Source organism: Oceanobacillus profundus, assembly GCF_003515705.1.
Lineage (GTDB): Bacteria > Bacillota > Bacilli > Bacillales > Amphibacillaceae > Oceanobacillus > Oceanobacillus profundus.
Genome location: NZ_QWEH01000020.1, coordinates 38185 through 63608 on the forward strand (window position 1 = coordinate 38185; position 25424 = coordinate 63608).

The following is a 25424-nucleotide window of genomic DNA, read 5'->3' on the forward strand; positions in this document are numbered from 1 at the left end:
AAATACTTATTTTGCACAAAAAAGTTAGACTTTTATTCACACCTCAATCTTACTCTTACTTCAATTCTTAATAATTGCATCTGTAATTTCAGCCGTATTATGAGTCCTGGCAAGGTCAAATGCAAATCGAATGATTCGCTCGCATCCTTTTTTAGTAAAGAGTGCAGTTTGAATGGCGACGTCATTACTTCCTTCTCTGCCTGAGAAGTTTCTGCCGCCAATACCCGAATACTCTCCTTCGGAATCACTTCCTCTTCCTTGGCATTTTTTGTTGCTATTTCGATAGCGAGACCATCTAAAATTTCGATAATTTGATAAATTCCCTTGACCTCTTCCTTAACAATAAGACTCGTTCGCCTCAACCATCTATATCTTCTTTTTTTCAGCACGGAAATCGTGCATGATATCTAAATTCATATTATACCTTTGGGAAATTAGATACCATATCTTAAATTAGTGGCAATGCATTTTATACCTAAATTAGGAAGTGTTATGAATATATACATTCCTGCAAAAAAAAACATTTACCGGTATAGCATTAAGTTTATTCACCTCGAGTTTTGGACATAATTATGGAAAAAAGTATAAAACACATCCACATTGACGTTGTGTGCAGATAAGAAAGAAACTTTCTTAATCTTTATCATGAAGGGAACTTGCCGTAAAGACTATCAATCTGAGATAAGAATATGGTGTAGCTCTAAATATGTTGGATTTACTTATTCTTTATATATTAGGAGGGGTTATGGTGACGGAAAAGGAGAACAATCAAATAACAAAACAAGCAAATACAAATAGTACAAGACGTGCCTTTTTAAAAAATTCAGGATTAACAGTTGGTGGGATTGCAATTGGTGCGACATTTGGTGGCTTACTTGGCAATTTAAGGGGTGGGGAGGTGCAAACAGAACAAACTCCGCCGCCGGTCGCTGAAGTTGCTAACCCAAATGTTGCCTTAATGTTTTTTACCCCGGATGAATATCAAACAACAAATGCAGCGGTCGAACGTATTTTTCCAGAGGGTGAGAATGGCCCTGGTGCTATGGAATTGAATGCTGCGATATATATTGATCATCAACTTGCTAGTCAATGGGGAGTAAATGCAAAGGATTATCGGCTGGGTCCATTTTATAAACCTGAACCAACACAAGGTGAACAAATCAAACTATTACGCCAAGATTTATTCCGCTTAGGTTTAAAAAGACTGGATAATTACAGCAACGAAAATTATGAAAGGCAGTTTCTAGACTTAGAGGCAGGAGAGCAAGACGACGTTTTAGCTGCTTTTGAGGAAGGCAAAGCAGGTTCGATTTCTGGTGTTTCTACAACTGAGTTTTTCAAATTGCTCAGACAGTTAACGCTGGAGGGTGTTTATGCAGATCCGATGTATGGTGGCAATAAAGAGATGCTGGGGTGGGAAATGCGAAAGTATCCTGGTACGAGAATGGGTTATATCAATGAAATCCAAAAAAAGGATTTTGTTGAACTGGAACCAAACAGCCTCCAGAGTCATATGGGACATTCATAAGAAATAGGTTGTTCAAAAATAGAAAGGGTTGAGAAACATGGCTACAAAATTACCAAAAGAACCTGTTGTTGTCATTGGGATGGGTTGGGCAGGGGGGATTATTGCCTCTGAACTAACAAAGGCTGGAATCAAAGTCGTCGGACTCGAGCGAGGGAAAGAGAGGAAGATGAGTGATTATCTTATGGTCCATGACGAACTCCGCTTCCAGCATCGAGAAGAATTAATGCAAGACTTATCCAAAGAAACCGTTACACATCGTAATAACAGCAAGATGAGAGCACTCCCAATGCGCCAATATGGTACGTTTATTGTTGGGGATGGCCTTGGAGGCGCAGGTAGTCATTGGAATGGACAAACATATCGTTTTCTTCCATACGATTTTGAGATTAAAACGATGACGGAAGAAAGATACGGGAAAAACAAAATCAAAGCTGATTATCCACTTCAGGATTGGGGCATTACATATGACGAGTTAGAACCATATTACGATACCTTTGAAAAAATGTCCGGTATTTCAGGTGAGACGGTTGAATTATATGGTCACCGTTCAAATCCTTATCCAACCAAACCAATGCTAAAAACACCCGTACTAGAGGAATTTGAAAAGGCAGCCAAAAAACTTGGTTACAAACCTTATATGATGCCTTCTGCGAATTTATCCGAGAATTACGAAAACCCAGATGGAATTGCACGTGCAGCTTGTCAATACTGTGCGTACTGCGAAAACTTTGGTTGTGAGTATGGCGCAAAAGCGGACCCGGTTGTAACTGTTCTGCCTGTTGCACAAGAAACGGGTAACCTTGACCTGCGTACACATGCTAATGTAACGCGAATTTTAAATGATGGGACGAAAGCTACTGGTGTTATTTATGTGGATGCACTTACCGGGGAGGAATTTGAACAGCCTGCAGAAGTAGTGGTCGTCGCAAGCTATGTATTTAATAATGCAAGACTTCTGCTTAATTCTGGACTCGGTAAACCGTATAATCCAGCAGACGGGACAGGTGTTATTGGCAAAAACTATTGTTACCAAGTAAGTTCCGGGTACTCTACTTTATTTTATAATGATAGAGAATTTAATCTATATGCTGGTGCTGGGGCATTGGGGATTGAAATTCCCGAATTCACAGGTGATAATTTCGACCATGCGAATGAGAACTTTATTCACGGAGCAGGAATCCGTTCTACACAATACGGGAACCGGCCAATTGCCAATAATAACGTGCCAATTGGAACGCCTTCGTGGGGAAAAGAATTTAAGGAACAATCGATTAAGTACACAAATAGCATCCTCCAGGTCAAATCACAAGGTGCCAGTATGCCTCACCGGCAAAATTATATTGATTTGGATCCTACTTATAAAGATGCATACGGCATGCCGTTATTGCGCATAACGTATGATTATACAGAACAAGACAAAGCGTTAGTGAAGTACATGGCAAAAGTTACAAGATCGATCGCTGAAGAGATGGGTCCAGATCATATAGATACAGTTGGTGAACAAGCACCCTTCAACGTAAACGTCGATACGAACACCCATAATACTGGGGGCGTTATTATGGGTGCTGAACCTGAAACGTCAGCAATTAACTCTTATCAACAGATGTGGGATGCTGAAAATGTATTTGTCGTCGGGGCTTCAGCATTTCCTCATAATAGTTGTTTCAATCCGACTGGTACATTAGGTGCTTTATCTTATAGAGCTGCAGAAGGAATTGAAACGTACCTTAAGCAAGGCGGCTCTCTTGTTTAAGTTTTTTAATCCGTGGTTTCTTTCATTGCTATTGATTATTTGTTAGTTGACCTCACCTAAGTAAGCTCTCATATTTAGGTAGGAGTATTCCTCTCCATTATATAAAGAGATTAAAATACCTGCCTTCTATTGTGGAGCAGGTATTTTCCTTTAAAACAACAATATCATCAAATAAATGGATGAATGATTCAAGACTATGATTGTCATTTTAGGGACATATTAATGTTAACTAAAAGGACTTTTTGAACAACCTCTAAAAAATGAAAAGTAAGGTGGTACATATAATGAGAGTCAATTGGAAAGTTTTAATCTTTTCTAGTTTGGTTTCGTTAAGTTTATTATCAGCTTGTACCGTTGATAATAACGATTCGAATGAGCAGCAGAATGATGTAAAGAATAACCCAACCCATTATGAAAATGATGCGAACCTGGAGGATAAAGAGAATCAAGAAAACAAATCCTTTATCCATGATGAAGATCCTGATCAAACAGATCAAGAGTTACAAAAGGGAGAGGATCTAGAATTCGACAGTGACAGAGGTGCGGAGTAAAGCTTTGGGAGTAGATAAAAGTTATCTTGTAGGAGAAACAGCTGATAGGATTTATTCAATATACCTTCACAATTCCATTCATTTTAGAAATCTGTGGAAATGTGAAGGTAGCGTTTATTTTAGGGGGGGAATTGTGGGTTTTCATTTGTTTCATTTAATTCAGTACGAATTTCGCCTACTTAGCTCAATTTCAGTATTTTTTTGATCTGCACAGGTAAAGCCTTTTTTCCTCTCCTTCGGTAGTAGTTATATAGGATATCCATTTCTTTTAAAAGGGTTCAATTTTATATTTCAACAATATTTAAATCTAAAAAACTGTACTAGTTTAACTGCAAAAAATAAGTGGAATATCCATTAATAGGTAGTCACCATTAAATTGCAAGGAGGCTCGTTATGATGAAAAAACATCAACTTTATATTGAAGGTAAGTATACAGACTCTACAGGGAACGAATGGCTGGATATTATCAATCCGGCTACAGAAGAGGTAATCTCTCAAGCTCCCAGAGGTACAGATAAAGATGTGGATAGAGCTGTCCAAGCAGCTTTTGATGCCCAAAAATCCTGGGAATTAAAACCAAACATTGAACGCGGGAAAATCGTACGTAAATTAGGTGACGCGATTCAGGAGAAACGTGATACCTTTATTGATTTGCTTCAGGAGGAACAAGGTAAAAATTACGACCTTGCGCAAGGTGAAGTAGATCTGGCGATTGACTATTTTCACTATATGTCGGAATGGGCACGTCGGATAGAGGGCGACATTGTTCCGAGCGATCGTCCAAATGAAAATATCTATATTTATAAGAAGCCGATCGGTGTTGTAGCTGGTATTGTACCATGGAATTTCCCGGTATTCATTCTTGCCAGAAAAGTGGCATCAGCACTTGTCACTGGCTGTACGCTTGTTCTAAAGCCAAGTCAGAAAACACCAAATACAACAATGGAATTTACGAAGATAGTTGATAAAATGAAGGAAATCCCTAAAGGTGTGTACAATGTTGTGACTGGTACTGGTTCAGAGGTTGGGAATGCATTGGCAAGCCATGAAAAAGTTGCGATGATATCCATGACCGGCAGCATTGCAGCGGGGACAAAGGTAATGGAAGCAGCTGCATCCAATATTACGAAAGTAAATCTAGAATTAGGTGGCAAAGCACCTGCTATTGTCACGAAACATGCAGATCTGGACGTAGCTGCTGAAAATATTACGACATCCCGCCTTGCCAACAATGGCCAAGCCTGTACAAACGCGGAACGCATCTATGTTCAGGAAGATATTGCGGACACCTTTATAAATAAATTGAAGGAAAGGTTTGAAAGTCAGACAATTGATAATCCACGGCAAAACAAGGAAGCTGATATTGGTCCGCTAATTAGCGGTGACCGGCTTAAAACAGTGGATGATATGGTGCAAAAAGCGAAAGAGAACGGTGCTGAAGTAGTTATTGGCGGTGAACGTGCAAATCAGGACAATGGGTATTTTTATAAGCCGACAATCTTAACGAATGTGACACATGAATCCGATATTATGCAGGAGGAAATTTTTGGACCTGTTATCCCAATTGATACCTTTCAAACACTTGATGAAGCAATCGAAAAAGGTAATGATACGGTTTATGGTCTTTCTTCTTCTGTCTATACAGAAGATATGAATGAAGCCATGCGTGTAATTAATGAGCTGAAATTCGGTGAAACATATGTCAATCGTGAAAACTTTGAGGCGGTACAGGGGTATCATGCAGGAATGAGAAAATCTGGCCTGGGCGGAACAGACGGAAAACATGGTATTGAAGATTTTCTTGTCACCCATGTAGTTTACATGCAATATAACAAGGATAAACAGTAGGAATACACTCGGACAATTTTATTCTGTTTTGAGAATGCATAATGGATAAATGGCAATGGCATACGAAATGACGTATGCCATTTTTGTTGTTATATCAATGTTAAATTGTCTTTCAGGGTTGCTTAGACATCAAAATTTTTAAAAGGTTTTACATATGTTAATCGTTATTGTTCAATAAAATATCTATCAAATGGAGGTGTTAAAAGCGTCGTTAAATCTCTCCTAATACAGCAGTTAACGAGGTTGTTTGGTTAACAAAAATAGATGTGACAACAATATATTAGAATATCATTCTGTTACCATATTACTTCAATTTCCTGGATTATTTTTTATACTTCAAGTCTAAAAAATAATCTGGTCTAAACGTTTTAAATAAAAGTGGTTGATATTAAAGGATTTTAGTTGTAAAATAAAATAGACGAGTGGTACAGAAGGTGATATAATGAATCCGCGAAAAAAACAAATAACCGATGCAGCACATCGATTGTTTTCCGAAAATGGATTTGCCCAAACATCGATCCAGGACATTCTGGATGAAGCGCAAATTGCGAAAGGGACGTTTTACAATTATTTTGCTTCAAAAAATGAATGTTTGATTGCCATATTAGAAACAGTTAACGAAAAAGCAGAGCGAAGACGGATTGAACTTGCGCAAGGCGAAAATAAAGCAGACGAAAATGTTCTCGTATCACAAATTGCTGTTCGGTTAGATATGAACCGTTACCACAATTTGCTGGCTATTTTTGGTTCAGTTGCATGTTCAGATGATAATGACTTAAAAGCATTCTTTAAAAAGAACCAAACAAAGGAATTGAACTGGATTGCTAAAAGACTGGTTGATGTTTTTGGTGAAGAAGAGGCGCGCCACGCGGTAGATCATGCTGTCATGTTAACTGGCTGCATTCATCAGATCATACGTGTTTGGAATTTGGGTGCGAATACAGAAATGGCCACCGAAACGGTTGTTCAGTTTGCGCTTGATCAATTGAAACCTGTCATTCGTGAGGGAAATAAAAAAGCTTTTTTTCCAAAAAATTGGCTGGATTTAACGATTGACAGTTTATCAACGGATTATATGGAGATGAAGCAACAATTAATTATTAGATTAAGTAACCTTACTAAGAAGCTGGAAAAGGAAGAAAAAGCGAAAAATAATGAGTATGTTCAGTTTTTGCTTAAGGAGTTCCAGTCAGAAAATCCGCGTCTTTTTTTGCTGGAAAGTGTATTATTATCACTGAAGCATGTTTTTGAAGGCTCAAGTTATGAGCTTGAAATAAGTCAAATCGTTAAAATGGCATGGCAAGTACTAGACAGTTTATAGAATAAACAAAAATGGTTGGATTCTATAGTTTAAAAGAATCCGACCTTTTATCTTTATGAATTCATGGTGCTTAAAAATGAGTGATATTCATAAACTATACGTTAGTTCCTATTCGCCGTTACATGTTAAAGCGGTTGTTCTATAAATTTCGTACCCTATCCCATTTTTTGTAAATTAAATATTCGTTTAAATAAGAAAGAAGGTTTTAATACTATGGTTAAAAATCAGTCCGGCGCACAACCGGATGAACCTGTATTCAATAAAGCTCCACTTATTGCTGTATTGCTTTCTGGAGCTTTTGTTGCGATTCTGAATCAGACACTTTTAGCTACAGCTTTACCCCATATTATGGCGGATTTACAGCTGGATGCGAATACCGCTCAGTGGCTGCAATCTGTTTTTATGCTTGTAAACGGAATTATGATCCCAATTACAGCGTTTTTAATTGAGCGTTTTACAACCCGAGCATTATTTCTCACTGCAATGACTATCTTTGGTTTAGGTACATTAATGTGTGCTATTGCTCCGGTTTTCTCTATTTTAATGGCCGGGCGCGTTCTCCAGGCTGCTGGTGCAGGAATTATAATGCCATTAATGCAAACAATCATGTTCATGATTTTTCCAATTGAAAAACGTGGATCAGCAATGGGTATGTTCGGCCTGGTTATTGCATTTGCCCCAGCGATTGGCCCAACTTTATCCGGTTTGATTGTCGATCATTTCCCGTGGAGAAGTTTATTCTATGTAATTCTTCCGATTGTCATTTTAGATATCATTTTTGCTTATCTTTTGCTTAAAAATGTTACCAATAGGACATTCCCTAAGCTTGATATCTTATCCATTATTTTATCAACTTTAGGGTTTGGTGGTTTGTTATATGGATTTAGCGCCGCTGGTAATAGTGGGTGGACAAGTATGCAGGTAGTCTTATCGCTTCTCATTGGTGCACTTGCTCTCGTGTGGTTTATTTTCAGACAGTTGAAGTTAGAACAACCAATTCTGGAATTCCGGGTATTTAAATATAGTGTATTTACAATAACGACAGTCCTTGGTATGGTGCTATTTATTGCCATGATCGGTGCTGCTGTTATATTGCCGTTAATGATGCAAAATATGCTCGGTTTTTCTGCGTTAGAGTCTGGATTAGCATTGTTGCCGGGCGCTCTGTTAATGGGGATTATGAGCCCTATTACGGGACGTTTATTTGATAAATTTGGAGCAAGATGGCTATCCATTATAGGGGTGACCATTCTCGTCATTACAACATTTATGTTTGCGATTTTTACAGAAGAGACAACATTCACGTATATCGCAGCTGTTAACGCGATAAGGATGTTTGGTATTTCTATGGTTATGATGCCGGTGACGACGGCTGGATTGAACCAGCTTCCAACCAAGTTAATTCCGCATGGAACAGCAATGAACAATACCATGCGACAGGTTGCAGGATCTGTTGGTACCGCCCTTCTTGTAACGGTAATGACAAGTAATAGCATTCCAGATCAGGGGGTTGCTGGAATGTTGCATGGTGTTAATATCTCCTTTATCGTTGCAGCAATTTTTGCTGTTATTGCATTAATCATGGCATTCTTTATTAAAAACTCACGTCCAGAGAATCCTGATGATATTAGGCCGAGATAAAAAATAATCTATTGCCATCCAAAAACACTGAGAGGTAAGAAAAAATAACTGGTTTTCGATTCAACCATGAAAATAAAAGACGCATGAAATCAGGATTTTAAATCAGATTTCATGCGTCTTATTTATTTTAAAAGCAGAACAAATAGGGAAACCTTCCTCGCTATGTTTTGCAAACTGGTGAGAGGGAACATTTTAAACAGATATCATTATAAAGGAGAGGTTATAATATGAACGTACTCGTTATTGGAGCGAATGGACAAGTTGGCAGGAAGATTGTGAAAGAACTGGCTGATTCAAATCATAAGGCTACGGCAATGGTACGCAAAGAAGAACAGGTAGATAAATTAAAAGAAATCGGAGCAGACAATGTCGTGCTTGCCAACCTTGAAGAAGACTTCAGTTCTGCATTTGACGATGTGGATGCAGTGATCTTTGCAGCAGGTTCCGGCGGTTCAACTGGTGCAGATAAAACAATGACTGTTGATTTATATGGTTCGATAAAAGCAGTAGATTATGCTATGGATAAAGGAGTCAAGCGCTTTGTTCAGTTAAGTTCAGTTGGCTCTGCCAATCCAGATGAACAAGAAGATAAAATCAAACATTATATGGTTGCCAAGGGAGTTGCGGATCGCCATCTCCAGCAAACGGATCTTGATTATACAATTGTTCGTCCTGGTCCTTTATCTAACGATGAAGCAAAAGGGGAAATTAAGATTTCACATGAATTCCCCGACATTGGTGATGGCTCCATTCCAAGAGCTGATGTAGCACATATTCTTGTCGATGTGCTTGATCGCAACAACACGTACAGGAAAACATTTGAGGTAATAGAAGGTGAGAAAGAGGTCGGAGAAGTATTAGAGACTGTATAAGCGGTAGTTCAAGTAGAACTGAAAAAGCTCCGTGCTATTCCTTCATATTTTAAAAGGGATACGGGATTCATAAGTTGAATACTTGGTCTTATCTGGATATAGTAGAAAGGAAGGTAATGAATATTACTTTCCTTAAATACACGAATCTAGTTCCACAAACAATTCATGCAGATGACGGGAATGATCAAATTGTTTATAGAGAAAAAGGAACCTTATTATATTCAGTTTTATCGTATGATCAGACAAATGATTTTTGATGGGAAATTTCAACCAGGGGAACACATCAACGAAACCCAGTTAGCAAAAGAGTACAATGTCAGTAAGAGTCCTATTAGGGAAGCAGTACGGATTCTTGAAAAAGAAGGACTGCTAGTTGCTGATAAATCTAAAATGCTCGTTTATAAGCCAACCATTACAGATGTGGAGGAAATTTATTATTGCCGTATGGCGCTAGAATCCTTCGCTGTTAATCTGACAACGAAACTTGCGACAGATGACGAGCTTTCAAAAATAGAAGCCACATTAGCTGAAACCGAAGCTGCTATTAGTAAAAAGATGGAAGCCAATTCGATTATCTTCCTTAATGAACAATTTCATCAATTAATTCTTACCTTTACGAAAAACAACCGCTTGCAAAAACAAGTATATGATTTAAAGGGGTTAATTAATTATTATCGGATATTAAACTTCCAGGGTAATGAGCGGGCCGTGGAAATCTTGGAACAACATCGTCGAATCTTCTATTATATGAAAGAAAGAGATGAAACGAACGCCTCTGCCGAGATGGTCAACCATTTAGAACGTGATTTGAAACATTTACTTCAAATTATGATGGATTCAACTAGAAATCTATGAGTAGAATTTAACTTATATAAGCCAATGAAGCTGTGCCCTAATAGGGTACAGTTTTTATTTTGGTGAATATAATCCATGATTGCTAAAAGACAGACTTTATTATATAGTTAAAATAAATTCAAAGAGTCGACCGACGACTTTTGAGAAATTAAATGTAGGAGGCTGCGAAAATGAAGAAATTTAAGATTGCATCGATTCCAGGAGATGGAATTGGTACAGAAGTTGTTCCTGCTGCTACAGCTGTTTTGAAAACGGTATCAGAGATTCATGGTGGATTATCATTCGAGTTCACGGAGTTTCCATATAGCTGTGAGTATTATTTGGAGCATGGCGTGATGATGCCTGAAGATGGATTAGAAAGATTAAAAGACTTTGATTCCATTTTCTTAGGGGCTGTCGGTAATAGTAAGCTCGTGTCAGACCATACTTCATTGTGGGGGCTTTTGATCAAGATTCGCCGCGAGTTTGAGCAACAAATTAACATTAGACCAGCAAAGGTTCTGCGTGGTATCAAATCTCCACTCGTTAACCCTAAGGACTTTGATTTAATTGTTGTCCGAGAAAATAGTGAGGGAGAGTACAGTGAGGTTGGTGGGAGAATTCTTCGTGGAGAAGATGAAATCTCTATCCAGAACAATATTTTTTCCCGAAAAGGAACCGAACGTGCAATGCGCTATGCATTTGATTTGGCGTCAAAAAGGAATAAACATGTGACGAGTGCGACAAAATCAAATGGGATTGTCCATACGATGCCGTTCTGGGATGAAGTGTTTAACGATGTTGCTACAGATTATGCAGATATCCAAACGGACTCTCAGCACATCGATGCTTTGGCAGCTTTCTTTGTTACGCGTCCAAATAAATTTGATGTTATTGTTGCCAGTAATTTATTTGGCGATATTTTGACTGATATTGGTGCAGCGATCATGGGGAGTGTCGGAATTGCACCTGCTGCAAATATCAATGTGAATGGAAAATACCCATCCATGTTTGAACCAGTTCATGGGTCAGCTCCAGATATTATTGGAAAAGGCATCGCCAATCCAATTGGGCAAATCTGGACAGCTAAAATGATGCTCGACCACATGGGTGAGGAGGAGATTGGAACCGTTCTCTTAGATGTGGTTGAAAGTGTTACGAATGACGGAATCGTCACACCGGATATCGGTGGAAAACATACGACCACAGAAGTTACGGAGGAAATTATTAGTCGGTTAAAAGCTAGAGCTTAATATCTTGAAGAACACATTAGTTTAGGAATCTATTGAATGATAAAGATAGGTTCCTATTTCTAATTATGTGTAAATGTTCTCTATAAGGTGGAACAGAAGCGGATATTAGAAAACATCATGCTAATTTTCGTTATGGAGTAAGAAAAGCATTTGTGGAATGAGTTTCCCTTTTTAACCTTATTTTATCTGGACAAATCCATATAGAACTTCCCTATAAGTAAACAAAGAAATACTTATAACCCCGTCTATTGTAGCAATTATAATAAGATGCTATACTTAATTCAATTTATTAATCCGGGTAAGTTAATTGGTATACTGACATATACTTAGAACGAAAAAAGGAACAGCGAATAAAGTATTATTCATGGCAGGTTGGTGGATGCATAGTAAAGAGCACCACAGGTGACTTTTGATGACCCAACGAAGGAAAGGACAAAAAAGTTATTCAAGAATTTTCATAGAAATACTGGCATGAATAAGGAGACATGTTTCCAGCAGCGTGATGAGAATAGTTCTGCAATAGGAAGCTAAAATATGGGGGAGAAAGTAATGTCATATAAATTAGGGATACTTGATCAAAGCCCAATTTTTTCAGGGAAGTCGGCTGAAGATGCATTAGAAAGCACGATTCAATTCGTGCAAAAGGCAGAAGAATGGGGATATGAACGCTTTTGGGTTTCTGAACATCATCAGACACTTGACCTTGCGGGTACATCACCTGAAGTACTTATTTCTCATTTATTAGCAAAAACGACTACGATCAAAATTGGCTCAGGTGGTGTGATGTTGCAGCATTATAGCCCTTATAAAGTAGTAGAAAACTTCCAGCTTTTATCATCACTTACTCCAGGAAGAGTGGAGCTAGGGGTAGGAAAAGCACCGGGTGGTTTTTCTTTATCAACGAAGGCTTTGCGTTACGGGGCAGCGGGTAGTGATATCGATTTTGATGAACGTTTTACCATACTTAATCAATTCATTCATGATGCATTGCCCGAAGATCATGCATTATATGGTGCAAAGGCTTTGCCAAAGCCAAAGAGGAAGGTGCCTGTTTTCCTTTTAGGAGCAAGTTCAAACAGTGCTAGACTTGCTGCAGAGCAGGGTGCAAATTTTGTATTTGCGCGTTTTTTAAATGGGAATGATGACATTCTTCGGGAAGCTGTACAGGAGTACAGGAATATTTATCCAGAAGGAAAGTTTATTGTTGCAATTGCATCTTTCGCTGCGGTAACGCAAGAAGAAGCAGAGGAAGAGGCACGACATTATAAAATTTATAAAATCCATCTTGAAAGTGGTCGCTCACTATCGGTTCAGTCGCTTGAACAAGTGGAATTATTCCGGGAACAAACGAGGGAATCCTTTGAAGTTAAAGAGCAAGAAGTGGATATGATTGCAGGAAGTCCTGCATTTGTAAAAGGGGAGTTAGATCAATTAGCAGCTGCTTATGCGATTGATGAGTTTATTCTGCATACACCCATTCAGCATGAACAAAAGCGCTTGAAATCATTTGAATTATTAAGTCAGTTGGCGGTTCCGCTATTGAATAAAAACTAAACGTAATTTGGTATTTGTATAAATAAGGGCAGGGCTAGTGTTTTAAATTATGCTGTAATTGGATGTAGGAAGTAGTTCAATTACAAGGCTGGTATAACAGTGTAACTGTACCAAGTTTTAAGTTATTCATGATCAAGGGGAGAAGAATAAATGAAAAAATTAGTGATATTCTTGTCAGCTGTGTTCCTATTTTTTGCTGCGGGGTGTGGAGAAAGTTCCAGTAGTGAAGGTTCAACTGAAGATAAAGTCATTACAGTTGGAGCTGTACCTGATGGTTACCCACATACTTTTAAGGAAGATGAAGAATTTAAAGGCTTTGTTGTCGATGTGTTCAACGCTATTTTTAAAGATATGGGTTATGAAGTGGAATGGGTTATAACGGATTGGAATGGGGTACTGGCAAATTTACAATCTGGAAAAGTCGATACAGCTATTAATTTTGCAGCAACAGAAGAGAGAGCGAAAACATATAATTTCACAGATCCTTATTACAGTTCGAAAGCAGTAATTGCTACAGCGAAAGATGGGGCTAACATTCAGTCATTAGATGATTTAGAAGGGAAAAAACTAGCTAGTATTATGGGAACTAACTTTGAAAATGTATTAAAAGAAAATTACCCAGAAGAAAATTATGAACTGGTCATTTATGAATCAGTTGATGTGGTTTATACAGATGTAGCTACAGGAAAAGTAGATGGATTTATATACGGCAGGGAGCAATTGATGGCACAAATTAGTGAAAGAGACATTCCATTACAAATTGTAGGTGAACCATTTGGGGACCAACCGGTTGCTTTACCATTTCAAAAAACTGAGGAAAATGATGCTTTAATTTCAGAGATTAACCAAACAATCGAGAAACTAAAAGAGAATGGAGCATTTTCCGAGATATCTTTAAAATGGTTTGATATCGATTTACTAGAAGAATAAGAAAAGGAAGTGGAAAGATGACTAGCAAAAATATGAAACTTGGAATATTAATACAAGGTCCCGGTGGCCATATGAATTCTTGGAAATCTGAGGATGTGCCGGCAGATGGAAGTATTAATTTAAATCATTATATAGCAGTGACGCATAAAGCAGAGCAAGCTGGATTTGACTTTGTATTTATTGCGGATGGACTACACATTAATGAAAAATCGATTCCTCATTTTCTAAATCGATTTGAGCCGTTGACATTGTTATCGACACTTGCAGCGGTCACAAAACATATTGGATTAGTTGGGACGATTTCGACAACGTATAGTGAGCCATTTAATGTTGCACGTCAATTTGCTTCCTTAGATATAATTTCAGGCGGGCGTGCTGGTTGGAATGTTGTTACATCACCCTTGGAAGGAACTGCATCGAATTTTAATAAAGGGAACCACCCAGAACATCGGCTACGATATCAAATGGCAGATGAGTATTTAGAAGTTACGAAAGGATTATGGGATTCTTGGGAAGATGCTGCATTTGTAAGAAATCGTGAAACAGGGCAATTTTTTGACAAGGATAAGATGCACCGTTTGAATCATAATGGTGAATTTTTTACGGCACAAGGTCCATTAAATATTGAACGTTCTAAACAAGGGCAGCCAGTTATTTTCCAAGCGGGATCATCAAAGACTGGAATTGCATTTGCTGCCAAACATGGGGAAGCTATTTTTACGAATAAATCGACATTGGAAAGTGCGCAGGAATATTATCGTACATTAAAAAACCAGGCGGCAGAATATGGTAGAAAGCGAGAAGCGATTGCTGTTTTACCACAATTGTCTCCAATTATTGGTGCAACGGAAGAAGAAGCAGAAGAGCAATACAATGCGATTAAGCATTTAATTGGTATTGAGGAAGCTTTGCATTATTTAGGGCGTTTCTTTGACCATTTTAATTTCAGTCAGTTTCCACTTGATGAGGCATTCCCGGACATTGGTGATGTCGGGAAAAACAGTTTTCAATCGACAACAGATGAGATTAAAAAAATGGCAAAAGATGAGAACTTAACGTTAAGAGAGGTAGCATTACGTGTAGCAACTCCTAAAAATGAATTTTTCGGTACGTATGAACAAGTAGCGAACAAAATGATCGAATGGGTTGATCAGGATGCGGCAGATGGCTTTGTATTGAGCATGTATGTACTTGGAAAGCAGTATGAAGATTTTCTCGAGCATGTTGTTCCAATTTTAGTGGAAAAAGGTTACTATAATCGCGGTTATGAAAGTGATACATTACGAGGAAATTTAGGGCTGCCTTTTATTGAAAATCGCTATAAAAAAGAACATATCAAAACGAAGTGAGGGATAAAGTATGCCAAACAATCAATCTATCGTAGTCTGGTCTAAACAGGGTTGTAGTTATTGTAATGAGGTAAAAACGTATTTAGAGGAAAAAGGGTTACCTTATCAAACGATCGATGTCACAGAAAATGATGATCGAAGAGATATTTTAGAAGCAAAATATGGGATACGCCATGTTCCAGTTGTGGAAATCGGCCAAGGAAATGCATATGAAGCAGTGACAGAAGTTGGTATTGAACATTTAGAGAAGACATTAGCGAGTAATTAAACGAAGTACCCATATTTGTTGATAGGGTTACTGTTTAAGAGAGGGGGATGGTTGTGCGTAATATGAATATTGTAATTGTTTCGGGAAGTCCTTCATCGCTGTCGAGATCAGAGCGAATTCTTTACTATCTAGGCGAGCTTGCCGAGCAAGAAGGTTTTTCCGTTAAACATATTTCTGTAAAGGATGTCGATGCGGAGGACTTACTTTTTGCAAACTTCAACAGCACTAAAATCAAGGAAATCGCCAATGATTTGGAAAATGCAGACGGTGTAATTGTTGGATCCCCGGTATACAAAGCTTCATACTCTGGCGTATTAAAAGCATTGTTCGATATGCTGCCACAGGATATTTTACAGGATACCCATGTACTACCTGTGATGACCGGGGGGAGCTTATCCCATTTATTGGCCCTGGAGTATGCTTTGAAACCGTTGCTGGCCACTGTGAAAGGTCATAATTTAAAGGGCCTTTACTTTCAAGACAGTGAGATAGATAAAACAAGTGATAATCCGATTTTAGATGTGGATATGTTGAATCGAACGAAAAAACAGCTTGATTATTTTTTGGGGAAAGTGAAGCGGAAGGAACATGCTTAGTTAGAGGAGGTCTACTTTTTAGTAGATCTTTTTTTGTTGGAGAGGGAAAGAGTAAAAGCAGGATAAAAAAAGCATCTTGCAATTTCACAAAGACATAAAAAAGTTCCCCTGCCCGAATGACAAGCAGGAGAACGGTTTGTTATCTATTTTTCAACGCTTCCTCAATATATTGCACACCTATTTCCGTAATCGCTTCATACTGGTTTTCTTGACCAATTTCCACGACAGGTACGTGTCGAACACCGTATTTTACTTCTAGAATGTCACGTCTGTCATCATGATCGGTTACATCAATGTCTTTGTATGTAATGCCTTTTTCATTTAAATATTGCTTTACCTCCGCACAGTAACTGCAACCTTGTTTGGACCAAACGACTACGTTTAAATCTTTAATTGCCATTTTAATTCTTCCTTTCTTTTATTGAATTTTTTCATATATCAATTTTTAACAAACGTTTTGCATTTTCATAGAAAATCTTTGCTGAAAGTTCAGGTGCTAATTCATAGCTTTGATAATGCTTTATCGCATAAGCATAAGGAACATTTGGATAACAGCTTGCAAATAAAAGTTGATTTTCCAATCCTGACTTTGCAGCTTCTATGTATTGATTGCCTCCAGGGAAGGTGAGGTAAAAGTCGGGACATAAGTAAATGTTTGGAAAATGTGTCGCAACTGCGATAGATTCTTGAACAAATGGCCATGCTGCATGCGAGATAATAATTTTTAAGTCTGGATATTTCTTTGCTACACGAATAAGCTGCTTTGGATGGATATAATCATAATCAGGTGCTTCGCTTGTCAGCGAGATGAGCAAGCTTAATGTTATACAATAAGGGAAGTCGTATTCTAAACAAGCTTCAAAAATGGGATCTAAGCTTTCATCGCCTATCGGGGTTAATGGTTTGATTTTTGATGGAATTGCTGCAACCCCATGAAAAACACCAGTTTTCCCATATCGGTGAATGGTAGCTACAGCTTCATCGACTGTCATATCTTCAATCCCAATAAAGCCGAAGAATCGTTCCCCTTGAGGGCTTGTTAAGAAAGCTTGCAATTCTTCATTTGAGCTTCCTTGTTCATTATTTCTACCGAGAATTACCGAATAACTAATTCCCTGCTCATCCATCTCATTTAGTACATCTGTAACAGTAGAAGACTTTGTTGGTGCAAGGTTTTCCAATTGATGAAAAACGCCGTGTAATGCTGTCTTGCCGTTTTCAAACATTGCTTCCCACTTTGGAATCGGTGCTTTCATTTTAAAATCAATCACCATAGGCTTGTATCCTCCTTTCTTATCTTGCGGTCAAACCACCATCAATGACGCATTCAGCCCCAGTTGTATAACTGGATTCATCAGAGGCGAGATAAAGAACGAGATTGGATACCTCTTCTTTTGTTAGCACCCTGTTCAACGGGCGGTCAGTTGCCACTGCGTCTCCACCGGCTTGTTCGGAAAACATGCCTGTATTTACTAGGCTGGGATGAATGGAATTCACACGAATCTGATACTGTCCCAGCTCCAATGCCGCTACCTTTGTCATTCCAGTCACAGCGAATTTAGAAGCTCCATAAGCAATGCCTGCTGTTCTTCCTCTTAAGCCACCAATGGAGGAAATATTTATAATGGAACCATGCTTTGCTTTTTTCATTGAAGGGACGACAGCTTTCATTCCTAAGAAAACAGCTGTTTGGTTAACATCAATAACCTTTCGATAGGCTTCTTCAGGGAAGTTTTCTAGATGTTCGCTATAATTAATTCCGGCATTGTTTACTAGAATATTCACTGGGCCAAATGTTTTCTCTGTCTTTGCAACGACCTGCTCCCAACGTGCAGCATCTGTTACATCGTGCTGTAAAAACAATACCCCCTCTCCAAGCTCAGCTTGTAATGCTTTTCCTTCCCCAGTGGCGACATCGGTGAAAACTACTTTCGCACCTTCTGTCATGAGCTTTCTGACATGGGAGGCACCCATGCCGGATGCCCCGCCTGTTACTATTGCTACCTTACCGCTTACTCTCCCCATGCAAAATCCCCCAAGTAATTATTGTTCGTCTTGACTGATCGTTACATCCTCACCAAACCATTCCATCGATAAATCTCGAAATGTACCATCAGCTTTTAATGTTTCTACTGCTTCATTAATTTCAGCAATAAGCGCTTCATTTTCATCTGTCTTGGCAAATGGAAGGGAGACTAGTTTCTCTCCAAATGCTTCCCCAACCACCTGCAATGGGATTCCTTTATCTTTTATTTGTGCTAACAGGATTTCTCTTCCAGTTACAAATGCATCCACTTTTCCTGATGCAACATCCTGATGAATAACATCTGGTGTTTCATAATTGATAATTTCTATTTCATCATTTGGATCCTGCTCTTTTAATACATTTTGATAATTGGATCCCGTTACATTTCCAACTTGCTTACCTTTAACATCCTCTAGGGACTGTATCGTGTCGTTATCTTGTGCTACTCCAAGAGCAGCTCTGGAATAGTAGTAGGGTTCTGTAAAGGAATACTTTTCTTCTCTTTCTGGTGTTTGTGCAAAGTTCGCAACCGTATCAATTTTCCCGGTTTCTAAGGAAGCGAGCACACCAGTCCAGTCCGTAACGACCCATTCAACCTCATACCCGATTTCAGCGAAAATAGCTTCTATCATATCAACGCTAAAGCCCTCTAATTTTTCATTTTCATAGAAATATTGTGGATAGCCATCGGGTGTTGCGCCCACCTTGATTACAGTATCATCTCCTGCTGACCCGTTATCTGTGTTTTGTCCACATGCGCTTAAAAAGAGTAATATTAGGACGGAAATTAAAATCATTCGTTTTTTCATGTTCATGTATCCTCCAACAACTTAAGTTTCTCTTACGTAAGGTTTACTAATACGGTTTTCATACCAGGATTGTAAGCCGCTATATACAACGGTTAGTCCCCAATAAATAAGTGCAACTGCCATATAAGCTTCAAAGAAATTAAGCGTAGCTGTTGCAAGTAGCTTTCCTTGGGCGAGTAATTCTGTTACACCAATGGTAAATGCGAGTGAGGAATTTTTTAATAAACCGAGAAATGTATTTCCTGTTGCAGGAATCGCATTTCGTGCGGCTTGTGGCAAGATAATTCCTCGTAATGCTTGGGGGTACGTCATACCTACCGTTAATGCAGCTTCTGCTTGCCCTTTATCTACAGACTCCAGCCCAGCTCGAAAGATTTCTGCAAGGTATGCTGAAACATTTAAGCTAAATGCAATAAGTGCAGCTGTTGTAGCACTAATTGAATTAAGCGCGGGGACTAATTGTGGCAAGCCAAAATAAATCATTAAAAGCTGCACGAGTGGTGGAGTCCCTCGAAAGAAGGAAATGTACACCTTGGATAATTGCTGTAAAATTGGAATTCGATTCACTAGAATTAAAGAAAGGAAGATTCCGATTATAATAGCAAACAGCATGGAAACGATTGATATATATAGGGTAACTGGTACATATTTTAATAGCTCAGGAATAATTTCAATCATATACCCAAAATCAAAATTCATATAAGACACCGCCATCTTTCTTGTAGTTATAGAAGAGCAAATTTGCCATTTTCTATATCCTTATCTAACTCCACGGAGGAGTGCTTTTGATAGTTCTGTAAAAATTTCTTTGTTCTCTCATTTTGCGGGTTATCAAAAATTTCTTCAGGTGTGCCTTGCTCTACAATTAAACCATCATCCATGAAAATGACTTTATCTGCGACTTCCCTGGCAAACTTCATTTCGTGGGTTACGATAATCATTGTTTTCTCCTTATTGGCGATACTGGATATGACACGCAGTACTTCACCAACCCATTCTGGATCCAGCGAAGAAGTAGGTTCGTCGAATAGAATGGCGTTGGGACCTACCGCTAATGCCCGCGCAATGCCAACTCGCTGCTGCTGTCCTCCAGATAGGGAGATCGGGTAGCTATCTGCTTTGCTTAAAAGTCCAACTTGATTCAATAAATGACGTCCGATTTCGTCCGCTTGTTTTTTGTTTAATTTCTTTGTGACTCTTAATGAATGGGTTACATTTTCTAGAGCTGTTTTATTTTTAAAAAGGTTGTAGTGTTGAAACACCATCGATGTTTGCATGCGCAATTTCTGTATTTCTGATTTGGTTGCCTTCGTTGTATCCACTGTTACATCACCGATTTCAATCTTTCCAGAATCAGGTTTTTCTAGGAAATTGATACAGCGGAGCAATGTCGACTTTCCAGAGCCAGATGGACCAATAATGGCTACCACTTCACCCTCAGTCACTTGAAAGCTAATATCCTTTAAAACAATATTATTTTTAAAGCTTTTCTTTATATTTGAGATCTTTATCATCGTATTTCATCCCTCCGCTTTATGAATAACTTTGATTATTCCTAGGGTTTTAGTTGGTTTTGAGATTATCGATTAGTATATCACGCGTAACTTAATCTAACAATAACTCTCCTTATAGAAAAATAAGGTCTCCCTTATAGAAAGGTTCTATATAGTTAGGCGGATAGTGGTGTGAATTGATAACTCAGCTTTTATCATATATGCCTAAACTGTTCTTTTGGTTCAAATTAGATCTGGAATGTGCATTTCTCTGCTTCAGTTTCTCTTGCTTCCTTCTAATTTAGCGATTTCTAGTAATTCCGTATAATAGTTTGGTGTTTCTTCTGTGTAAAAAATCATGTTTGTTTTCAGCGATAGATTTGATACAAAAGGTAAATTCACATGAACTAGTTCTTGACGGGCCAGTTCATTACGTACACTGATTTCTGGGAGAAAACCAATGCCCGTTCCACTTACCATCAAGCCTTTTGCAGTTTCCATATTATCTACTTCATATTGGATAATAGGTTTGACACTTAGGTTTTGAAATAGATTCCGTATCATGGACCAATCTAATGATCCACATTCAAAAAAGATAATCGGTTCTTGTGCTAATGCTTCGATGTTAATTGAATCAAAGCTTGCAAAAGGATGGTGAGGCTGTACAAACAGGTTGATTGGACTTTCCAATACTTTTTCAGATGTAATAAGCGGATGAGAACTATTCCTGACAAAACCAATATCAACTTCACGATTCAATACTTTATTTTGAATGGCATCACTTGACCCTGTAACTAGCTTTAGTTGCACGTCCGGATGTTTCTTTGTAAAAGCGGGTATGACTTTTGGAATTAAGTAATTGGATACGAGTTCTGTGCATCCAATTATTAACTGATCGGATAATTCTTTCACTTTTAATTGTTTCTTGCCAGTTTTATAGTATTGAATAATTTGCTCAGCATAAGGAAGGAATTCCTTTGCTTGCTCTGTGATCACGAGCTGCCTGCCAACCCGATCGAAAAGCTTCGTATCTAACTCCCGCTCTAACGTTTGGATTCGTGCTGTCACGGATGGCTGTGATAAGAACAGGGCTTTGGAGGCTTTGTTGATACTGCCAAAGTGATTCACTAACACAAAGGCTTCGATGTTTTCGATATTCATGATTTAAGTCTCCTTTAATTCTTAGTAATCTTATCAACATTATATATATAGGGGAGGAGGATGTCACTGGTAAGATGGAACGGAGAAGGAAAATAAAAATCGGCAAATATGTTATTTGCCGATTTTTATGGTGAAAAGGATATTCTGCGATTCAAGAAAATAAATGCTTTTCCATGTATAAATAGTTATTGACCTGAGCTTAGTTCCGTTTTTACTTGCTGAATCTCTTCAGGTGTCGCGGGTTGTGCTGGTTTATAATGACCATTCTGCAGTGCATAGCTATACACGGTCCGTTGGCGGGATTCGTCTCCATTACGTAAACTCACAAGTGTTTGTCTGAGTTGCGAATTATTTGCTTCACTTATATAGCCTGCATAGCTTTTTAGACTTGCATTTAATCCATTTAAATAATCGTTCACAATATCTTTATCTTGTAGCATGCTTCTTTCCTCCTATTGTAGAAATGGTAACAGCTGTTGTTGTGCCTGCCTTGCAGATTGTGCGTCTCGTTGTAAAATCGTTTTTAGTTCTGGGTCTGTTGCAGATGCCGCGTAGGATTCTAATTTGTTCGCAATCATTCCATGTTCACCAATCATTTTTCGTAAATTTTCTAGTTCGGTTTGTGTTAATTGATTCATGCAAAAGCTCCTTTCGAGTGGATTCATCGTTAGTTTAACCAGTAAAAGTTTGGATATTCTTCTATCCGGAATAGCTGTTTTTCGTTTGATAGTGGTAAGTTCGTCTTAGGTAAGTTTATTTGAGTAGAGATTGATTAGCGGTCAATGGAAGGAAAAAACGCGGTATTGGGATTCCTGTCTACCCAATATCGCGTTATATCAGTAAATTATATCTTTTCCCAAGCTCAATTCGTTGATTCTTTGTTCCTCTAATAAATACCTTAATCGCTCCTTCATTTCGTTGGAAGTGACAACACAACTTAAGATGGCAAAACGTGTCTTAATTTTCAATTCATATTGATCATTCACTTCCTTGGAAAATCCATAATATCGGTGATTCACATCGATACGTACAAACTCAAATGATTTAATCTTCCTCCATGGGACAAAGCGTGCGCCACATAAGACTCCATCCTGTACGAACACAAACATATTGAAAAGGTTAGACAGATGGAAAATTGGAAGGATGAGTAGTAGGTATATAGACCAAAAGAAATCCAAAAAATAGCTTGCAATGAGCATCGCGGTTAAATAAATAAGTGTTAAAGCGTAAATCATAATCCCAGTTTTTTGCTTTGAGTAGGTAGGAGGATATACAGGTTTTTCCGGGTGTTTTCGAATGGTATTAAATTCCTCGAACGAAGCAGGAAATACTATTTCTTGCTTCATTTTGATTAGCGTGATAATAAACCGATAACTGTATACGAAAATAATTGCTGCAAAAATCAGTTTCACGAATAATTCCATGTCCTCACCTCCATTATTTTCCTTCTATCTATAATACGAAAAGGAAAGACGGGAAGTTTCAGTAAAGTGTAAATTTCTAATAGAGTGGGGAAGAGGGACAAGCTAAGCTGTCCCTTGAGATTCCTAAGCATAATGCCCACCAATCTTCTTGCTGCGCTCCAACGTAATCCCTGCATCTGTATAACTGGAAGCGCGGAGAATAGCAGTGGATCCGTATTTATCACGAATCGCATCCATTACATAGCCGATGTCATTTTTCTTTGCGCGATCCTCAAATAAATCGAGCTGGACATCGGTCTGATCGAATAGCTTTGTTAAGGTGACGTATACATGTCTAATCATGCTTTTTCCATCATAAAATTCCTGAAATAATTGCATGCAAACTCCATACATATCCATGGTCACATTGGTAGGGATATCAATCGATCGGGAACGTGAAAATCCACCAGCTGTTTCTTTTGAATAGGAAATGCTAAGCTGGATGGTTCTTCCTGCCGTTCCTGCTGTGCGAGCCCTGCGACATACTTCCTCACAAAGATCAAGAATGCAGTAAGAAACTTCTTCTCTCGTGTAGTCCCGAAGCAAAGATATGCCATGTCCGAAGCCTTTTTGCTCTTGTTTTGTGAAGTCGCCAAAAACAGGGCTTAAATCAATTCCCCATGCATGCCAATAGAGTTGTTCTCCCATGACGCCAAAGCGTTTTTGTAAAAGCTCTAGTTTATAATTGGCGATTTGCCCAAGTGTGACAATTCCCATGCGGTGTAAGTTCTTCATCATTCGATGTCCGATTCCCCAAATGTTTTGAACAGGAGTTGGCCAGAGTTTTTCTGGTACATCCTCGTATTTGCATTCTGCAATCCCTGTTTTTTTAGCGTGTAAATCCATGATGACCTTTGCGAGAAATTTATTATCCCCAATCCCAATAGAGGAAGTAATTCCAAATCGGTCCAATATGTCACGCTGTATCTTGTATGCAATCTCCTGACGACTTCCGAAAAGCTTTTGCAGGCCATTTACGGTAATCCAAACTTCGTCAACCGAATATTGATGGATTGCTTCTGGTGGTGCGTAATCATGCAGTAATTTTGTTATTTCAACGGATACGTTTAAATAATCAGCCATATGGGCTGGCACAACGATAATGTTCGGGTCGTCTGGTAATTCGAAATAACGACTTACATTACTTACCCCATATCTTTGCTTTAAGGCAGGGGATGCTGCTAGTATAATACTCCCAGATCTGTTTGGATCTCCAACGACGGCAAGCATAACCTTCATCGGATCCTCATTTAGTTTCATTGCCTCGACGCTTGCGTAAAAAGAACGCATATCAATACAAAGCACATCATGACGGGGGTAAGAAGAATAGTCCAATTGACTCACTCCTTTAGAACGTTTGTTCCTAGTATATGCAAGAAAATGTAAATTATCAATGTTAATAAATAACAGTATATATGTTCGGTTTTTGTGGTATAATAGAACAAACGTTTCTATTTAAGGAGTGCGATAAGATGAAATTATTAAATCATGCTGTTCATGAGAAGATAAAGCTGGAAATGATTTATATGGCACGTAATGGTAAGGTTTCGCAACGATTTGTGCGTGTATTAGAGATACGTGAAGATCATATTTTAGCATATTGTTTTTATCGCAAGCGGGTCCGTACGTTCAAAATAGAAAATATTTTGTCGGTACAGAAAGCAAACAGGAAGGCGGCAAGTGCATGATACATGATCGCGGATCGAAGAAATGGACAGCACTCATGCTGCCAGAGCATATCGAAATGTTAAAAGCTTTACAGATTGAATATAATTATAAAGAAAAACCGATATTAGACGAACAACAGGTGGAAGAAAACGCGATAAAATTGCAGCTGGCAATCCATGATAACCTGACAATAGAGGTTAAATATTATAAAATGCATGATTATCATAAAGTAAAGGGTAAGCTGTTGAGCGTTGCTTTAAATGACTGCATTGTATTTGATAATGAGGAACGGACGAGAGTGAAATTTAGTGATATTATGGATGTTTTGGTCGTTTAGTTTTCTCATTTGCAACGAAGTGAAGTCTCGCAATCGATAGCAGCATTATAAACGAAAATGGAAAAATGGGAAAATATGTTCTGTTAAAAATGATGTATTATTGCTACAATAGAACTTGTACAAGAAGGTTTTCATGGGTGGTGGCTCACCCCTTTTAATCGAAAGGGGG

At 38.4% G+C, this 25424-nt stretch carries 28 protein-coding genes; 16 read left to right on the forward strand and 12 right to left on the reverse strand.

Features of this window, described 5'->3' with window-relative positions; translation table 11 throughout:
• Nucleotides 1-32 precede the first annotated feature (32 nt).
• Nucleotides 33-362, reverse strand: a complete 330-nt coding sequence (locus tag D1B32_RS24530; protein ID WP_316246670.1) for a hypothetical protein — start codon at nucleotides 360-362, stop codon at nucleotides 33-35.
• Between the two features lie 386 nt (nucleotides 363-748).
• Here D1B32_RS24530 and D1B32_RS20520 point away from each other — a divergent pair, with 386 nt between their 5' ends.
• From D1B32_RS20520 to ssuE, 14 genes are all read left to right on the forward strand, one after another.
• Nucleotides 749-1528, forward strand: coding sequence for a gluconate 2-dehydrogenase subunit 3 family protein (locus D1B32_RS20520; RefSeq protein WP_392391131.1), 780 nt, complete (start codon nucleotides 749-751; stop codon nucleotides 1526-1528).
• 37 nt (nucleotides 1529-1565) lie between these two features.
• Nucleotides 1566-3281 (forward strand): GMC family oxidoreductase, encoded by a 1716-nt coding sequence (locus tag D1B32_RS20525; protein ID WP_118890322.1) that lies wholly within the window; start codon nucleotides 1566-1568, stop codon nucleotides 3279-3281.
• A 284-nt stretch (nucleotides 3282-3565) separates the two neighbouring features.
• Nucleotides 3566-3832 carry a hypothetical protein gene (locus tag D1B32_RS20530; protein WP_095313295.1) on the forward strand — a complete coding sequence of 89 codons (267 nt, stop codon included), beginning with the start codon at nucleotides 3566-3568 and terminating at the stop codon, nucleotides 3830-3832.
• A 396-nt stretch (nucleotides 3833-4228) separates the two neighbouring features.
• A complete protein-coding gene (aldA, locus tag D1B32_RS20535) occupies nucleotides 4229-5680 on the forward strand; it encodes an aldehyde dehydrogenase (RefSeq protein ID WP_118890332.1) in 1452 nt (483 codons plus the stop codon).
• 442 nt (nucleotides 5681-6122) lie between these two features.
• Nucleotides 6123-7001 (forward strand): TetR/AcrR family transcriptional regulator, encoded by an 879-nt coding sequence (locus D1B32_RS20540; RefSeq protein ID WP_118890323.1) that lies wholly within the window; start codon nucleotides 6123-6125, stop codon nucleotides 6999-7001.
• 213 nt (nucleotides 7002-7214) lie between these two features.
• On the forward strand, nucleotides 7215-8642 hold the full coding sequence (locus tag D1B32_RS20545; RefSeq protein ID WP_118890324.1) for an MDR family MFS transporter: 1428 nt from the start codon (nucleotides 7215-7217) through the stop codon (nucleotides 8640-8642).
• Between the two features lie 227 nt (nucleotides 8643-8869).
• Nucleotides 8870-9514 carry an SDR family oxidoreductase gene (locus D1B32_RS20550; RefSeq protein WP_118890325.1) on the forward strand — a complete coding sequence of 215 codons (645 nt, stop codon included), beginning with the start codon at nucleotides 8870-8872 and terminating at the stop codon, nucleotides 9512-9514.
• 180 nt (nucleotides 9515-9694) lie between these two features.
• The gene (locus D1B32_RS20555) at nucleotides 9695-10369 is read left to right on the forward strand and encodes a GntR family transcriptional regulator (RefSeq protein ID WP_118890326.1); all 675 of its coding nucleotides are present in this window, start codon (nucleotides 9695-9697) and stop codon (nucleotides 10367-10369) included.
• Between the two features lie 170 nt (nucleotides 10370-10539).
• Complete coding sequence (locus D1B32_RS20560; RefSeq protein WP_095313282.1) at nucleotides 10540-11601, forward strand: tartrate dehydrogenase; 1062 nt, start codon at nucleotides 10540-10542, stop codon at nucleotides 11599-11601.
• A 549-nt stretch (nucleotides 11602-12150) separates the two neighbouring features.
• On the forward strand, nucleotides 12151-13155 hold the full coding sequence (locus D1B32_RS20565) for an LLM class flavin-dependent oxidoreductase (RefSeq protein WP_118890333.1): 1005 nt from the start codon (nucleotides 12151-12153) through the stop codon (nucleotides 13153-13155).
• A 150-nt stretch (nucleotides 13156-13305) separates the two neighbouring features.
• Complete coding sequence (locus D1B32_RS20570) at nucleotides 13306-14085, forward strand: transporter substrate-binding domain-containing protein (protein WP_118890327.1); 780 nt, start codon at nucleotides 13306-13308, stop codon at nucleotides 14083-14085.
• A gap of 17 nt (nucleotides 14086-14102) precedes the next feature.
• Nucleotides 14103-15434 carry an LLM class flavin-dependent oxidoreductase gene (locus tag D1B32_RS20575; protein ID WP_118890328.1) on the forward strand — a complete coding sequence of 444 codons (1332 nt, stop codon included), beginning with the start codon at nucleotides 14103-14105 and terminating at the stop codon, nucleotides 15432-15434.
• 10 nt (nucleotides 15435-15444) lie between these two features.
• Nucleotides 15445-15702 carry a glutaredoxin family protein gene (locus D1B32_RS20580; protein ID WP_095313277.1) on the forward strand — a complete coding sequence of 86 codons (258 nt, stop codon included), beginning with the start codon at nucleotides 15445-15447 and terminating at the stop codon, nucleotides 15700-15702.
• Nucleotides 15703-15764: 62 nt separating this feature from the next.
• Nucleotides 15765-16298, forward strand: a complete 534-nt coding sequence (gene ssuE / locus D1B32_RS20585) for an NADPH-dependent FMN reductase (RefSeq protein WP_118890334.1) — start codon at nucleotides 15765-15767, stop codon at nucleotides 16296-16298.
• Between the two features lie 139 nt (nucleotides 16299-16437).
• Here the strand turns inward: ssuE and D1B32_RS20590 are convergent, their stop codons facing one another.
• The 11 genes from D1B32_RS20590 to D1B32_RS20640 form a co-directional block, all read right to left on the reverse strand.
• The gene (locus D1B32_RS20590; protein ID WP_095313275.1) at nucleotides 16438-16698 is read right to left on the reverse strand and encodes a glutaredoxin family protein; all 261 of its coding nucleotides are present in this window, start codon (nucleotides 16696-16698) and stop codon (nucleotides 16438-16440) included.
• Between the two features lie 31 nt (nucleotides 16699-16729).
• A complete protein-coding gene (locus tag D1B32_RS20595; protein ID WP_118890329.1) occupies nucleotides 16730-17572 on the reverse strand; it encodes an amidohydrolase family protein in 843 nt (280 codons plus the stop codon).
• Nucleotides 17573-17591: 19 nt separating this feature from the next.
• Nucleotides 17592-18323, reverse strand: coding sequence for a glucose 1-dehydrogenase (locus D1B32_RS20600; RefSeq protein ID WP_095313271.1), 732 nt, complete (start codon nucleotides 18321-18323; stop codon nucleotides 17592-17594).
• A gap of 18 nt (nucleotides 18324-18341) precedes the next feature.
• On the reverse strand, nucleotides 18342-19133 hold the full coding sequence (locus D1B32_RS20605; RefSeq protein WP_095313269.1) for a transporter substrate-binding domain-containing protein: 792 nt from the start codon (nucleotides 19131-19133) through the stop codon (nucleotides 18342-18344).
• Nucleotides 19134-19154: 21 nt separating this feature from the next.
• Nucleotides 19155-19832 (reverse strand): amino acid ABC transporter permease, encoded by a 678-nt coding sequence (locus D1B32_RS20610; RefSeq protein WP_118890330.1) that lies wholly within the window; start codon nucleotides 19830-19832, stop codon nucleotides 19155-19157.
• Between the two features lie 26 nt (nucleotides 19833-19858).
• Nucleotides 19859-20647, reverse strand: a complete 789-nt coding sequence (locus tag D1B32_RS20615; RefSeq protein ID WP_095313265.1) for an amino acid ABC transporter ATP-binding protein — start codon at nucleotides 20645-20647, stop codon at nucleotides 19859-19861.
• 255 nt (nucleotides 20648-20902) lie between these two features.
• Nucleotides 20903-21787, reverse strand: coding sequence for a LysR family transcriptional regulator (locus D1B32_RS20620; RefSeq protein WP_095313263.1), 885 nt, complete (start codon nucleotides 21785-21787; stop codon nucleotides 20903-20905).
• Between the two features lie 185 nt (nucleotides 21788-21972).
• Nucleotides 21973-22227, reverse strand: coding sequence for a spore coat protein (locus D1B32_RS20625; protein ID WP_095313261.1), 255 nt, complete (start codon nucleotides 22225-22227; stop codon nucleotides 21973-21975).
• 12 nt (nucleotides 22228-22239) lie between these two features.
• Nucleotides 22240-22425, reverse strand: a complete 186-nt coding sequence (locus D1B32_RS20630; protein WP_095313259.1) for a hypothetical protein — start codon at nucleotides 22423-22425, stop codon at nucleotides 22240-22242.
• Nucleotides 22426-22623: 198 nt separating this feature from the next.
• Entirely contained in the window at nucleotides 22624-23211 is a 588-nt protein-coding gene (locus tag D1B32_RS20635; protein ID WP_095313257.1) for a hypothetical protein, read from the reverse strand.
• Between the two features lie 123 nt (nucleotides 23212-23334).
• The gene (locus tag D1B32_RS20640; RefSeq protein ID WP_095313255.1) at nucleotides 23335-24585 is read right to left on the reverse strand and encodes a DNA polymerase IV; all 1251 of its coding nucleotides are present in this window, start codon (nucleotides 24583-24585) and stop codon (nucleotides 23335-23337) included.
• 137 nt (nucleotides 24586-24722) lie between these two features.
• Here D1B32_RS20640 and D1B32_RS20645 point away from each other — a divergent pair, with 137 nt between their 5' ends.
• Both D1B32_RS20645 and D1B32_RS20650 read left to right on the forward strand, forming a co-directional pair.
• Nucleotides 24723-24938, forward strand: a complete 216-nt coding sequence (locus tag D1B32_RS20645; protein ID WP_095313253.1) for a WYL domain-containing protein — start codon at nucleotides 24723-24725, stop codon at nucleotides 24936-24938.
• Nucleotides 24935-25255, forward strand: a complete 321-nt coding sequence (locus tag D1B32_RS20650) for a YolD-like family protein (protein WP_095313252.1) — start codon at nucleotides 24935-24937, stop codon at nucleotides 25253-25255. Before D1B32_RS20645 ends, D1B32_RS20650 begins: the two co-directional genes overlap by 4 nt.
• Nucleotides 25256-25424: the final 169 nt, after the last annotated feature.